10 protein-coding genes and 1 tRNA gene are annotated in these 14,623 nt (G+C 51.1%); 5 read left to right on the top strand and 6 right to left on the bottom strand.

What is annotated here, in order from left to right; genetic code table 11:
• Positions 1-96: 96 nt before the first annotated feature.
• Positions 97-912: a 2,3,4,5-tetrahydropyridine-2,6-dicarboxylate N-succinyltransferase gene (locus H6585_11535; protein MCB9448966.1), complete on the bottom strand. Its 816-nt coding sequence runs from the start codon at positions 910-912 to the stop codon at positions 97-99.
• Positions 913-1,086: 174 nt separating this feature from the next.
• Here H6585_11535 and H6585_11540 point away from each other — a divergent pair, with 174 nt between their 5' ends.
• Positions 1,087-2,421: a T9SS type A sorting domain-containing protein gene (locus tag H6585_11540; GenBank protein MCB9448967.1), complete on the top strand. Its 1,335-nt coding sequence runs from the start codon at positions 1,087-1,089 to the stop codon at positions 2,419-2,421.
• Between the two features lie 38 nt (positions 2,422-2,459).
• Positions 2,460-2,876 (top strand): Holliday junction resolvase RuvX, encoded by a 417-nt coding sequence (gene ruvX / locus H6585_11545; GenBank protein MCB9448968.1) that lies wholly within the window; start codon positions 2,460-2,462, stop codon positions 2,874-2,876.
• A 66-nt stretch (positions 2,877-2,942) separates the two neighbouring features.
• On the opposite strand, the gene H6585_11550 is transcribed toward ruvX, so the two are convergent.
• Positions 2,943-3,311, bottom strand: coding sequence for a four helix bundle protein (locus H6585_11550; protein MCB9448969.1), 369 nt, complete (start codon positions 3,309-3,311; stop codon positions 2,943-2,945).
• A 239-nt stretch (positions 3,312-3,550) separates the two neighbouring features.
• Here H6585_11550 and gldM point away from each other — a divergent pair, with 239 nt between their 5' ends.
• Both gldM and H6585_11560 read left to right on the top strand, forming a co-directional pair.
• Positions 3,551-5,137: a gliding motility protein GldM gene (gldM, locus tag H6585_11555; GenBank protein MCB9448970.1), complete on the top strand. Its 1,587-nt coding sequence runs from the start codon at positions 3,551-3,553 to the stop codon at positions 5,135-5,137.
• Between the two features lie 138 nt (positions 5,138-5,275).
• A complete protein-coding gene (locus H6585_11560) occupies positions 5,276-5,815 on the top strand; it encodes an ORF6N domain-containing protein (protein MCB9448971.1) in 540 nt (179 codons plus the stop codon).
• A gap of 269 nt (positions 5,816-6,084) precedes the next feature.
• Here the strand turns inward: H6585_11560 and H6585_11565 are convergent.
• The 3 genes from H6585_11565 to H6585_11575 form a co-directional block, all read right to left on the bottom strand.
• Positions 6,085-6,168, bottom strand: a tRNA-Leu gene (locus H6585_11565).
• Positions 6,169-6,457: 289 nt separating this feature from the next.
• On the bottom strand, positions 6,458-7,762 hold the full coding sequence (locus H6585_11570) for a hypothetical protein (GenBank protein ID MCB9448972.1): 1,305 nt from the start codon (positions 7,760-7,762) through the stop codon (positions 6,458-6,460).
• Positions 7,759-9,018 (bottom strand): membrane dipeptidase, encoded by a 1,260-nt coding sequence (locus H6585_11575; protein MCB9448973.1) that lies wholly within the window; start codon positions 9,016-9,018, stop codon positions 7,759-7,761. The genes H6585_11570 and H6585_11575 overlap by 4 nt, the downstream gene beginning before the upstream one ends.
• 860 nt (positions 9,019-9,878) lie before the next feature.
• Between H6585_11575 and H6585_11580 the strand changes: the two genes are divergently transcribed.
• Positions 9,879-11,420 (top strand): hypothetical protein, encoded by a 1,542-nt coding sequence (locus H6585_11580; GenBank protein MCB9448974.1) that lies wholly within the window; start codon positions 9,879-9,881, stop codon positions 11,418-11,420.
• 550 nt (positions 11,421-11,970) lie between these two features.
• Here H6585_11580 and H6585_11585 read toward each other — a convergent pair.
• Positions 11,971-14,490: a T9SS type A sorting domain-containing protein gene (locus H6585_11585; protein MCB9448975.1), complete on the bottom strand. Its 2,520-nt coding sequence runs from the start codon at positions 14,488-14,490 to the stop codon at positions 11,971-11,973.
• Positions 14,491-14,623 lie beyond the last annotated feature (133 nt).

The raw sequence follows: 14,623 nt of genomic DNA on the forward strand, positions 1-14,623 counted from the left end.
TTGTGGAGTGACATCAGAAATCAAAACCATGGTTGTATGGTACATGGAACACGTTTGTTTTCAATTCCTAATCCCTAATTCCTAATTATTAATTATTTACACGGCCACATCGTATTCCCTTAACGCCGAGTTCAGCGAGGTTTTCTTGTCGGTGCTTTCTTTGCGTTGCCCGATGATCAATGCGCATGAAACCTGGTATTCGCCCGCAGCAAACTTCTTGGTGTATGAGCCCGGGATCACCACCGAACGGGCAGGCACCAGGCCTTTATACTCAACGGGTTTGTCGCCCGTCACGTCGATGATTTTGGTGGAGGCGGTCAGCACCACATTGGCACCCAGCACCGCTTCTTTCTGCACGCGCACGCCTTCCACCACGATGCAACGTGAACCGATGAAGGCGTTATCTTCGATGATCACGGGGGCGGCCTGTACGGGTTCAAGCACACCGCCGATGCCAACGCCGCCGCTGAGGTGAACGTTCTTTCCGATCTGCGCGCAGGATCCGACGGTTGCCCAGGTATCCACCATGCTGCCTTCATCTACATACGCACCTATATTCACATAAGAAGGCATCATGATCACTCCCTTGGAGACATAAGCACCATAACGGGCCACGGCATGAGGCACCACACGTACCCCCAGTTCCTTGTAACCGGTCTTCAGGTCAAGCTTGTCGTGGAATTCCAACGGGCCGGCCTGCATGGTTTTGTTCTCACGGATGGGAAAGTAAAGGATCACCGCTTTCTTGATCCATTCGTTGACCTGCCAGTCACTGCCTTTCGGTTCGGCCACTCGCAGATTTCCTTTGTCGAGATGTTCAATAACGCTTTGAATGGCCTGGCGTGTTTCTTCCTTTGCCAGTAGTTCCCGGTTGTCCCAGGCCGCTTCGATGATGGATTGTAACTGTTGCAAAATGGTATATACTTATGGGTTAAGGTTGCAAAAATAGGGATTACTGTCAAACGCCTTGTGATTGGACCGAAGACCCGTTACCTTTGGGCCTCCGTTGGTGTGTGGACAGCCACCCCGGTCAGGGGTTGTGCGGACGAAATAAGCGAGATGTTTTTAGGATTTAACTTTCAAACCATGAAAAATCGGGTATGCTGTTTCTTTTCCCTGATCTGTATTGTTCTTGCTATTTCTGATGTGAAAGGACAGGGTGGGCAGTGGGCGGCCCTCGGTGGCGGCCTGAACGATAAGTGTCTTTCGTTGGCATGTGGGGCAGGTAGCATCGTGTACGCCGGTGGCAGCTTTTCCGATGCCGGTGGTATTGGTGCAGCCAACATTGCACGCTGGGACGGAGCCAACTGGTCGGCGCTGGGGGATGGCGTTAACGGATGGTGCTATGCCATTGCAGTGGATGACAGCGGCAATGTGTATGCCGGTGGCACCTTTGCAAAGGCAGGTGGAATAGATGTGAACTACATTGCCAAGTGGGACGGTAACACCTGGTCGGCGCTGGGCAACGGATTGGGAGGATGGTGTTATGATATCAAGTTGGATGCGTCGGGCCAGCTGTATGCATGCGGCACATTCACAACGGCCGGTGGCAATACCGCCAACCGAATTGCCAAATGGGATGGTGTTTCATGGACTTCCCTCGGGGGTGGGCTGGATGACGTGTGCAATGCAATTGCCATTGACCGGCAGGGCATGGTTTATGCCGGTGGCAGGTTCACGCAGGCAGGCAACCAACCGGCAGCTTACATTGCCAGGTGGAATCCGGCAGATACAACATGGTCTGCCCTTGGGTATGGTTTGAATGACGACTGCGAATCTCTGTTGGCCGGTTCGGATGGCAACCTGTATGCAGCGGGTATTTTCACGATGGTGGATAGCATCAGCACCAGCTCGATCGGCCGATGGGACGGCAACGCGTGGCATACCATGGCAAGCGGTCTGGGGTATCAGCAGCATACCTATGCATTGGGTATGGATAGTTCCGGTACTGTGTTCGCCGGAGGTTCGTTTTATGCGATCTCCGGACTGGCGGTAAAGTACATCACCCGGTGGTCGGGAAGCGAATGGGTGGGTTCGGGTGTTGGATTCAGCAATTCATGTCGTGCCCTGGCCGTGGATCAGCAGGGTGTGTTATACGCCGGAGGAGAGTTTGCCAATGCCGGTGGAGGAGCGGTGAATTATGTGGCCAGGTGGGAGGAAACCATGGTGGGTGTGGATAATGTTCCCGGGCAGAAGAATGGTATTACCGTCTTCCCTGTACCAACCAGCGGTGAGATTTGGTTGCAGGGGGATGTTGATTTCGGAACAGACATTCGACTATATGATGTACAGGGCAAACTCGTGAATCGGCAACGGTATGATGGAAATGTCCTCGATCTTTCGGAAGTGAAAGCCGGTGCTTACTGGTTGAAAATAGGGTCAGGTAGTCGCGCACAGACGGTGAAGGTTGTTTTGCATTAGCCGCATATCGGCTTGCGGGCAATCACTACCTTTGTACCATGTCTCGCATCCTCGCCATCGATTACGGATTGAAACGCACCGGTCTCGCGGTCACCGATCCGCTGCAGATGATCGCCAATCCGTTGGACACCATTCCGTCCAATGAACTCATCCCGTTTCTGAAAAAATACCTGGCTTCCGAGGAGGTCGAACGTTTCGTGCTGGGCGAACCCAAACGCCTGGACGGAAGCGAAACCCACAGCAGCAAGGGCGTGGCCGATTGTATGAAGCTGCTGGAGAAATCCTTTCCCCAAATTCCCGTTAATCTGGTGGATGAGCGTTTTACTTCCAAAATGGCCACCGCCGCCATTCTTTCCGCCGGTGCAAAAAAATCACAGCGACAAGACAAAGCCCTGGTGGACAAGGTGAGTGCGGTGATTATTTTGCAGACGTACCTGGAGGGGGTAAGGGGGTAAAGAAGTAAGGGGGTAAAGAAGTAAGGAGGTAAGAGAGGAGGTGGAGGAATAGGGTTGCTTCTTTGGTTAAGATCTTCCGGTGGGTGTTTTGCAGGTAATGCGAATGAAATTGTGCAGTTTGATTTTTAGCTGCTCATAATTATCCATGAATTGATCGAAGGTGACTTGGTTTACCAGTTTCCGCTCATGAGCTTTGGTCATCCATGTCATGGTTTCGTATAAAGAACCCCTTGCATAATAGTAAAACCGCTGTTTGTCCAAATAATGATATCTGCCGAACCCTTCACTGATATTGGCAGCAATCGAATCCGCTGATCGAATGATCTGGCTTCCCATGGTGTGTTTTTCAAAATCTTTCCATTGGATTGCGATATTCCAAATACAACGTCCCATGTCCAAAGCAAGCTGATAAATTTTCAATTCCAACAGATCCATGTCGGTAAAATTATGATATCAATTGATTCAGTTCAGCGCTCTGTAAGTAATTGACACACATTTTCCCGATTGCATGAGTTATTGGATAGGCGACCAGCCAACCTTTACCCCTTACTTCTTTACCCCTTTACCCCTTTACCCCTTTACTTCTTTACTCTTTATCCCCTTCCGTTCCTTTTCCATCCCCCCTGTATTATGACCATCAAACCTGCAGTTGACGCTGCATAAAACCCAAGGAGATGGCTGAAAAGAAACTTTCCCCGCGCCAGAAGATGATCGGGATGATGTACCTGGTGCTGACCGCCCTGCTGGCCCTGAACGTGGCCAAGGAAGTGTTGGACGCGTTTGTGTTGGTAGATAAGAGCCTGGGCAAAACAACAGAGAACTTTCAGGAAAAGAATGCGGCATTGTACGCGGAGTTCGACCGGCAGGCAAGCATGATGGCACGTGCCAAGCCTTTTCGCGACAAGGCGTACGAGGTGAAGCAGCAGGCCGATGAGTTGCATGCGTTCATTGAAGCATTGAAAAAGGAAATCGTTGCGAAAGCCGACGGGCCCACCTACAAGATGGATGACATCCAGTCGAAAGACAACCTGGACATCCCTTCCCAGGTGATGATCTTTGAAAAGAAAGGCGAAACGCTCCGCCAACGGATGGATGCTTTCAGGGCGTTTGCCTTTTCCATGATCCCCCCAGACCACGAAGCGTTGTTGCGTGCCGTGAAGGAAAACCTCGCCACCCCCGATCCTGAACCGGATCCCAACAAAGGAAGCATGACCTGGGAACAGGAACATTTCGAAGACCTGCCATTGGTGGCCGTTGTTACCATGCTGTCAAAGATCCAGAACGATGTGCGCAACGTGGAGTTTGACGTGATCAACGACCTCAAGCAGAACATCAGCGGGGAAGACATTCCGTTCAATAAGGTGGCCGGCACGGTGATCACCCCCAGCAACTATGTGCTGCGCGGCGATTCCTTCCGGGCCGATATCTTCCTGGCCGCCTTCGACACCACCCAATCGCCCAGGATCTTTCTCGGCGACTACGAAACCGACGCCTCGGGTAACTACCGCATGTTACCCGGTTATGATTCGGTGCCTGTTGACGGCGGTATCGGTCGCTTCACGGCTGCAGCCCATGCGCTGGGACAGCAGGCTTACAAGGGATTGATCGAGTTGCAAACCAAAGATGGGAAGCGCATGTTTCCGTTCTCCGGAAGTTACAACGTAGCCGCGCCCCAGGCGGTGGTGTCGGTGGATGCGATGAATGTGTTCTACATCGGATTGGATAACCCTGTTTCCATTTCCGTGCCTGGTGTGCCGGCAGATAAGATCAGGCCCCAATTGAACGGCAACGGTCAATTGAAAAGGGTAGGCGACGGTAAGTATGAAGTGAAAATGAACCGCGGCGCAACAACTGCAAGGGTTACTGTAATGGCGGAAATGCCCGACGGACAGATGCGCAACATGGGCAGCATGGATTACAGGGTGAAAGCCGTTCCCAATCCAATCGCAAGGGTGACGGGCATCAGTACGGGAAAGGTGCGTAAATCAAACCTGTTGGCTTATCCCGGTGTAGCAGCGGAGATGGATGACTTCATCTATGCCGGGGTACGTTGGGTGGTCACGGATTTTGATGTGATGGTGCCAAGCAAAAGTGTACGGGCATTGGAGGTACGTGGAGATTACAAGTTTTCCGGCGAGGTTAAAACGGCATTTCGCTCCCTTGCCAAGGATGATCTTGTTGTGATTCAAAACATCAAAGCTGTGGGGCCGGGAGGTGAGCGAAGGAACCTGAATCCGGTGGTGCTGACGGTGGTGAATTGAAGGTGTGAATGCTCATGTTTTTTGAACGGTGATAAAGTTGGATAGATTCTCCTACATAAGCTTGTTCTGGTTACAGTCAGTAGTATTGGTTCCCCTTCAGTGTATGATGTACATTGATCTTCGAACATCAATGTACTTATGGTAACCGATCAACAAATCACAGAGAGAATTCACATTATCAGAGGCAAAAAGGTAATGATGGACAGGCACCTTGCCGAAATGTATGGGGTGGAAACAAAAGTACTTAACCAGGCAGTGAAACGGAACCTGTCAAGATTTCCTGCGGATTTCATGTTTCAGTTAACGCTATATGAATACCAGACTCTAAGGTCACAATTTGTGACCTTAGAGTCTGGTAAGGGTAAGCATAGCAAATACAGTCCGTATGTGTTTACCGAACAAGGGGTGGCCATGCTTTCCAGTGTGCTTCACAGTGAAACCGCTATTCAGGTCAACATCCACATCATTCGAATATTTACACGCATGCGGGAAATATTGGAAGCACAACAGGATGTATTGGCAAAGATGGTATCCCTGGAACGTACGTTGATAAAGCAAGGACGCAGGGTGGACAAGCATGAGGAGAAAATAGAGAATGTGCTAAATGCCTTGAGAAAGCTACTTTCGCCTCCGTCTACCCCGCGCAAGCGCATTGGCTATAAGCCGGATGGGCCCTGATTTTTGCCATCGGAAATCGGATGAAAGTGATGTGTAAACTTGCTAAGGTAAGTCGGGACTTGATTTTCGAAACGATCCAGTGTGAGTTTTGAGGGAAAAAGAAAAAGAGCCCTGGCAGTTGCCAACGCTCTTTTTCTTTTTGTGCCCGGGACTGGACTTCCCGTATGCCCTTGCTCCAAGCCAGCGCATACGGGATAAACTTCTCGCCCAGCCTTTTTTGTTGCGCAAAAAAAATCCCTCGCTTTCGCAAGGGATTTCCGTTCACTTTGTGCCCGGGACTGGACTCGAACCAGCACAGTATCACTACCACTAGCTCCTGAAACTAGCGCGTCTACCAATTTCGCCACCCGGGCTCGGGTTTTGAGGAATGCGAAATTAAAACAAATCTCGGAATTCCTCAAATTTGGGTTTGGGAGGGTGATTAATGGTTGTTTGATATTGGCTTGTGGCCCTCTGGTTGGTTGTGGCGTACCTACGGCACGCATCCTTTTTTGATAAATGATCTCTACCAATGTGTTGTTCCTACAGAACAATTGCGGTAAACCATTGAATGAAGCTGATCATTCGCTCCGTTAGGAGCGATACATGGGTGGACGAAATAATCCCGAAGGAAAGCGTGCGTGCCGTAGGTACGCCACCACTTCAATCTTGTAAAGACTCCACCCGCACATCAAACGGCAAATGCAATGCTTCCTTCAGCTGTCGATTCAGATCATCGTTTTTATCCACAGAAACCTCGGCGCTCAGCAACCAGCCGGAAGGAGGCAGCGGGGCAAGTGTCACTACCTCACCTGGTGCCTTCCTTATGTTGTGCAGGTTTTGCATCCTGGCATCCACCGCATTTGCATAAGTGGAAGCGACCGGAAACTGAACCACCATCCACAGGATGTTTCCGCATAATAGCAACCAGCTGGACATGACAGCTGCCTTCTGACCAACCACCGGCCATTGACCTTTCAGCCACATAACGGCAACAATTGTAAACACCTGGGTCAGGAGGCCCATGGGGGCCATCACCCGGTCGGGGGCCACATCGCTTGTGATCAGTACGGATGGAGCCGGTATGACCAATGCGAGTATCAGCCATACCCCTGCCACGCGCTTCAGTTGTTTGGTTGAAATTTGTGGCAGGTAACCGTAAAAGGGCAGTGCTGCCAGAATAGTCCACAGCACATGCAAGGGTATCGTCTTTAAAAAAAACCTTCCCCCCGAGATCAGCCACATGCGGACTCCCTTATCCAGCGAGAACGGTGACAGGTGTTCGGATCTACGCATATTTCCGGGGGCAACGAGCAGTGTAGCGAAAGCTCCTCCCATGACAATCAATGCAGGGATGAGCTGACGCCGCAGGTCCGGCTTTTTCCATGCCAGTGCTACCATGGCGGCAATACTCAGCAAGGCCAGCGTTTCATTGGAAGCGCCGATGTACAAGGCACACAGAAGGGGCAATACCAGATTCCGGGTGCCGCTGTTTTTTCGCAACAAACAAGAGGTAAGTACGAGCAGGGCCACCAGCGAGCTCATGTAACTGGTGGAAGTGCTGACCCACCACCAGGATTCACCCACCCCCTGTGTGGTCAGGAACCAACCGTTGATGAAGATCAGGGCCAGCCAGTTGTGATGAGGGATTGAAAGCCGGAGGGAAACCAGGATCCGGCGAACCGCCCACCATGCAATGGCAAGATGGGATATAGCGAACAACAGCAGGGTATACCGGTTGTAGAAAGCCAACCATGTGTGACTTTGAAGCAGGGCTATCCATCGACCGTTCCAGTCGCTATAAAACAACCAGGTAGCATGAAGAATGCCCCGGGATTTCACGAGTTCCAGCAGGGCGAAGTCGTCCCGGCTCAACCGGTTGAACCATGCCAGTCCGACATACAGGATCAGGAATGACCCTGCGGCCAGTGCCGGTCCCGGGGAGATCCTGCCTGTTTTGATCATCACCTGTTTTGGGCGGTGGCTGCAGTTGATGCAGCGTAATCTTCAACGGCTTTCCACACCCGCAGGATGTTGCCCGAGCAGATCTTCTGAATGTCGTCTTCGGAATAACCGCGGTCCAGCAGTTCTTTGATCAGGTTGGGGTATTTGGATACGTCTTCCAGTCCGGTCGGCAGGGTGGGACCCACGCCGTCGTAATCCGATCCGATGCCCACATGATCGATACCCGCCACTTTCACCACGTGATCGATGTGGTCAACCACCTGCTGCAGAGTGGCGAGGGGAACATGTTCTTCTTCCATGAATTGCTTGCGGAGTTCATCGGTTTCCTTGCAATGTTCGGGTTTGTTGTTGGCGATGGCCCAGGCTTTCACTTTTTCCTTCACCCGTTTTCCGGCTTCATTGAAGTCGGATGTGATGAAGGATGATCCGAAGTTGATCTGTACCACGCCACCGGCCTTGGCCAGCGCTGCGATCATCTCGTCGCTCATGTTGCGTTCGAAGCCCGGCACCAGGCTGCGGCAGGAAGAGTGTGATGCGATGGGCGGTGCCTTGGCGATATGGATCACGTCCCAGAAGGTGCTGTCGTCCACATGGGAAATATCCACCATGATGCCGAGGCGGTTCATTTCAGCAACCACTTTCTCGCCGAACGGACTCAGGCCGCTATATTGATGAATGGTGTCGTAGGATGAGTCGCAGATGAGGTTGGATTTGGAATGGGTGAGGGTGATGTAGCGGATGCCACGTTGATAAAAGTGCGTCAGGTTTTCGATTTTGTCTTCAATGCCAGCACCGTTTTCCATGCCCATGGCGAGGAGTACTTTTCCCTGGCCGGCGTTCTCGGTCACTTCGGAAACAGACTGCACCACCTTGAACTTGTCGGGATGGTCTTTTTGAAAGCCTTCCACCATGTCGATCAGGCTATCGGCCAATGCTTTTGCACCACCGGTTTCCTGGAGTTCTGCAGGGATATAGATGGACATGAACGGCACGTCGAGTCCGCCGGTCACGCATCGCTCGTAATCGAAGTCGCCTTTTTCCGTGCGTTTGGAAATATCTTCCCATTCTTCCCTGAGTCGGTAGGGCACGTCGATGTGCGTATCGGCGATGATGAATTTATGAGCCAGTGCTTCGGCTTGGGCGGTATGGTCCATAGCGGTGGTATCGGGTTGGGGATCGGTGGCTTCGTTGCCCTGTGATTGACAGCCGGCAACTGCAATGGCCATACCGAGCAGGGTGAAGTATGCGAAGTTTTTCATAGCGACGGGTAATGTTTCATGCGGGAGAAACCGGACGGAAAGTAGTGCTTTCCGGTGGGAATACAAAAGGGTGAATGTGGCAATGAGCCAATGAGAGAATTTGAAAATGGGATGGCAGACGTGAGACGTTGGATGTTAGATGGGCGCCATCATTCGTCATTCGTAATTAAAAAAAGAACGGCAACCTTGGCGTGTCACCGTTCCTTCGTTACAACCCTATGGCGCTTTCCTTGACGCTAAAATGGCAACCACACAGGTTGGTGAAAGTTCAGCTTGTCGGGTGCAGTGATGTAATGGTTGTTGAGTTGGCTATACGCTGAACTATGCGGATGCGCCGGCGGGAAGGCCCCGGGGTATTGGGTGATGCGTGGAACGGTTGACTTTTCCTGGCGGCATCATGTTTTCGTTGCGGTGCTTCATGGTTGTTCGGTTGAAGGTTTACTTATCGTTGTTTACAAGTCACAGCCCGGAATGCATTGTCCTTTCTTAAAGCGGAAAACAACTTCACTTATCAAAGTGCGCATCTCATTAAGTTGCCACCCTTAGCTGACCGGCACTCCGGGCCTGACTCGACTCTACAAGTATGTATGAAGCTGAACAGGAACAAGGGTGCGGCTGTATGGCTGCACGCTACGGCAACTTTGATCCCTCTTCGAATGGTTGCCGTGGTCACCCTAACCTTGGTTGTATCTGACCTGTTCCGGTACCGCTGCTATACAGATACGAAAGTATCCATGAAAAGAATCCAAACGAAAAAGTAATATAGATAAAATGATAGTCAGAAAGTTTGACATAGTGAAGTATTTGTCCTTAATTAGATTTGAAAAGTATGTGTATAAATGATATTCTAAAAGTGGATTATGGCAGGCAACCAGCATCTTTTTGACCTGATTCATTCCCTTACTCGGAATGAGAAGGGGTACATCCGGAAACAGGTAAAAGCACATGGAGGAGAGCAAACCAAGAATACCATGAAGTTGTTTGATCTGATTGATAAGCAACAAGCGTATGATGAACGGGTCATTCGCCAGGTATTTAAAAACACATCGCTGGCAGCGCATCTGGCGGAGGCCAAGTATTATTTGCAGAAACAGATACTGAAGAGCCTGCAGCAATTTCATTCCACCACTTCGGTGGATATGCGGTTGCTCGGGTACCTCCAGCAGATCGAAGTGCTTTCCAGCCGGGCCCTGTATGACCTCAGCCTGGCCACATGCCGCAAAGCACGGACTCTGGCGAGGAAGCACGAGAAGCATCGTTTTCTGTTATCGATACTGCACATGGAAAGAGACATCTACTGGAACCAGCAGGCGAATAAAAACATCCAGTCTTTGTTTCTGGAAACATATCAGGAGGAAGCAAAAGTGCTGGAAGCCCTTCAGCGACATCATGAGCTCAGCAAAAGTGCCCAATCGAACTACAATGCGTTCAAAGTGCACGGACTGGGTTGGTCCAAGGCCGACAAAGATCGGCTGAAAGAAAGCGTGCCCTTGTTTAAAAAGCTGCAGGCTAAATCGACATCATCTTTCGATAATTCCCGGGAGATCCATCATGGACTGCATACCTATTTCTGGATGAACAAAGACCTGATGAAAGCCTATGAGATCATTGCCAGTAGCATCGGGCAGTACCATCAAAACAAGGACCGTTTCGGGGACCGGTTGTTCCTTAAAAATTACCTTATGTTGTTGCATCAGTATGCATCAATTGCAGCCAAGCTGGGAAAATACACGGAGATGAACAGCGTGCTGAAGGACATGGAAGCCGTCCGGAAATTTATCCCCAAGAAGCAACTGACCAAAGATGTGATCAACCTGTTGAACCAGTTCTACTATGTCACAAAAACCAATTATCACTTACATACATGCACTTTCAAAGAAGGCGTGAAGTTTGTTCAGTTGTCGGAAACGCAGGCGTACCTGAGCCACATGAAAGGTAACATCGACCGATCTTTCGAAGTGGTGCTGAAAATGAACATTTGTGGATTGTATATGGGTGATGGACGGTACAAAGATGCCGTGTCGTGGAACTATGAAATTATCAATGGAAATTATGGTCGGTTGCGCAATGACCTCTATGCGCTGGCACGGATTCATCAACTTGTGATCCACTATGAACTCGACAATACGGACCTTTTGCAATCGCTGTTGACCTCCACCGGGAATTACCTGCGGGTCCGGAAATATACACTGAAATTCGAGCCAATTGTACTTGAACACCTGAGTGTTTTCAGTCCGACCCTTGCCCCGGCCGAGAAACAGAAACAATTCAAATCATTACGGAAAAAGCTGGCACCCCTCGCCAAAGACGAATTTGAAAAAATGGCGTTTGAGGATTTTGATTTTCTGGGATGGGTGGAGGAGAAACTGCATACAGCATACAGCAAGAGCAAGGGGGTTTAATGTGGCAATGTGCCAATGTGGTTATTTGAAAATGATGGATGTTAGATGGGTGCCATTATTTGTCATTCGTCATTCGTCATTCGTATTGCGTCACTCGTAATTTTTCCTGGGTTAACTTGCTTGCCCGCCGAAGCTTTAGCATAGGTGGGAAACTCGCCACTTGAGACTCCCTCCCGGGATACACCAATCCCCGCCCCTGCCTGCCGACGCAAGGGTCATCGCAATGGCAGGCAGGCCAGATCAAGTTACGACAATGTACAACATGAAGGGAGCGGAAGTGATGTTAGAACTTACTGGTGTAAGAAGGGGCATGAGAATGCGGCAATGGGCCAATGTGCGAATTTGAAAATGGGGTGATAGACGTTAGATGTCAGACGGGGCTATCATTCGTCTTTCGTTATTCATAATTAGCAAAAAGGAAACGGTAACCTTGGCGTGTTACCGTTCCCTCTTTACAACCGGCATGTTGAGTTAACAGACGCTATGAGAAGATACCGGGTTGTTATCGGGTATATTGTCGCGATTGTAGGTTTGTCTGCGCGCAGCATGTCTATTTCATCATTAGTTGAGCTACGGCGCTGGCATCCTTGCCGATTACCTTCACGAGGTAGAGGCCTGCGGGCGCATTCAGTGAGATATTAAAAGTGCCGGAGCCCTGATTGGCTTCCAGGCGTTCGAAAACTTTCTGACCGGTGACGGTGAACACTTCAATGGTTACCGGGCCTTCCAGGTGAGTGACCTCAACCCGGAATGCACCGTCAGAAACAGGGTTGGGGAACAACTTCACCCTTGACGGTGCGCATCGTAAGTTGTTCCCGCCCGTTGACATGCACTCCGGGTCCTGGTCTGACCCTACAAAAATAGTGGCGGCCGACCGCGGACTTGAACAGGATTGTCCCGTCACTTCCCAGTCGTAGAAATAGTAGTAATACCCGTTGCAGTTGTTGGCATCATAGGTGTTGCAGGTGATGGAGACGTAACCGGATCCATCGGTGTAGGGAAAAGAAATGCCTGTGCCCTTGTCGCGGTAAAGGTCGCCGTTGGCGGCTCCCAGGATTTTGTACCCTGTGCCGGCAGCGATGTCCCAGTTGAGCTGCACACGTTGTTCGCCTGCAGCCACGTTGCCCGTGAATGTTTGCAAAACGGTGCCTCCGCTATTGGTGAGCGTGATGGTTTTGTTGCCGGCGGTGTTGTTGTATACTTTCACCGAGGTCAGGTGGATGTCTGATTTGGCATCGAACACCAATCCTTCTTCTGTGGCGCTGTAGTACCCGCCATTGTCAGACACTGCATTGGCGGTGGGTCCGGCGTGATCCACAGGTCCCGATGCGGATTGTTCTTCCACATAGTAGGTGGTATTGGTTGTGGGCCTGGGTGAGATGGTAACCGGACTGCCGGTACCTACCACGGTACCGCCGGTGCCGCTGTCGTACCATACCAGTGTGCCGCTATAGTGGCCGGTAGCCGACAGTTCGGGTTGGCCGGCAGGGCACAGGGTGATGTCAGACGTGCCCGGTGCGGTGTTCATAACGGCAACGGTCACATAAGAGGTCTTGGTCTCAATGTCGCTTCCGATGCTGTTGGTGGCGGTGAGTTTCACCGTGTAGGTTCCCGGGGTGGCGTAGGTATGCACGGGGTTCTGGCTGGTCGAGGATTGCCCGTCACCGAAATCCCATTGCCATTGAGTTGGGGCGTTGGTTGAAAGATCACCGAAGGAGACGACGCCTGTGCAGGTTTCCTTGTTGACGATCTCGAAGTCAGCAACAGGAGCTTGGGTAACGGAGCATCCCTCGTCCAAACATGTTCTGCTGTCACGGTGCGCCTCTATCCGGCTCCGGGTGCCGCTTGTGACCGTGCGGTTGGTGGGAGCCGTTCCGTTGTTTCCGTAGATGCTGGGTGACATCATGTACTGGGCATTGTCCTGCACGTGTATGGCATTCCATGTGTGTCCCAGTTCATGGATCCAGATGCTGGCGTGTGCGTTTTGTCCGGTGGTGAAATAATCTTCCACGATGTTGTAGCCACTGCTGTTGCAGATGCCGGCAAACATGGAGTATCCGATGTTGCCCGTGTTGCTGCCGTCTTGTATGTTGCGGTCGGTCCAGAAGGTGGCCACGTCCCTGTGTGTGGCGGCGAAGGCATTGCCGGGGTTCACGATGTTTTCACCCCAGTCGCGGAACTCCCTCAGTACAGTACCTTTTGCACATGAGGGGTTCCCGCTTCCTTCCTGGCAACTCTCCGTGTTGGTGTCGGAGATGAATTCGTCTTTCACACATTCGTAGATCAATACGAGCTTGTATTCGATGTTGAACTCCTGTTCCCAGAAATCGGAAACCAGGTTCAGGCGGGCGGTGATCTCGGTTTCAGATGCCGTGGATCCGCCGATGCGGCTTTTGTACGGTTGGTCGTATGTCACGGCGATTTCCGTGCATTTGTTCACGGCCGCATGGCGCTGGGTATAGCTTTCGTCGGGCGCTTCCGATACCGATGTGCTGTTTTGTGTGCAGATGGATTTTTCGCCGGGTTTTACATCCGACAACCGGTATACCACGAACTGGTCCCGGTCAGCCGACGCTTCGAAATGCTGTAAGGGTTCGATGTACCAGGTGGTTTCCTCCTGCTGTACATATCCGGCCATGTAGTGGTCGCGGATGGTCATTACCACGCGGTTGTCTTTCGCATCCCCTTCATATCCGCGGTAGGTGAAGGCGGGTGTGCGCGGCATGGTCACAACGCCGAACCCGGTGTTGACCTTCATCTCATAGGAGGCAGACCGGATGTCATATACATGCAGGTGCAGTTCCCACTGTTGTTTTTCCAATTGGAGGTTGAATGACAGGGAGCCGTTGGGCGCCTTGTTCAACCGGGAGGCGATGGCCGGTACGTCCAGTTTGTAAACGGCGAAATCCCGGAAGGCTTTGCTCAGGGCGGGATGAACGTCCTGAATGCCCGGCAACCGGCTATCGACCACAAAATCTCCCCAAAATGCTGGTACGGATGGTTGGTTCTGCTGTGCATGTGAAACACACCAAAACATACCTGCGAGCATGGCAATGTATACCTTTTTCATACGCTTCCGGTTTAAGATGAACACTTGTTGATTGGCAAACTACACAGTTACGAAAGTACAGCATCGCGCATCCGGAAGAAAATAATAATAACTTTGAAATGATAAACGGAAATGCTATTATAGTGGATAAATG

This window comes from Flavobacteriales bacterium (genome assembly GCA_020635855.1).
GTDB lineage: Bacteria > Bacteroidota > Bacteroidia > JACJYZ01 > JACJYZ01 > JACJYZ01.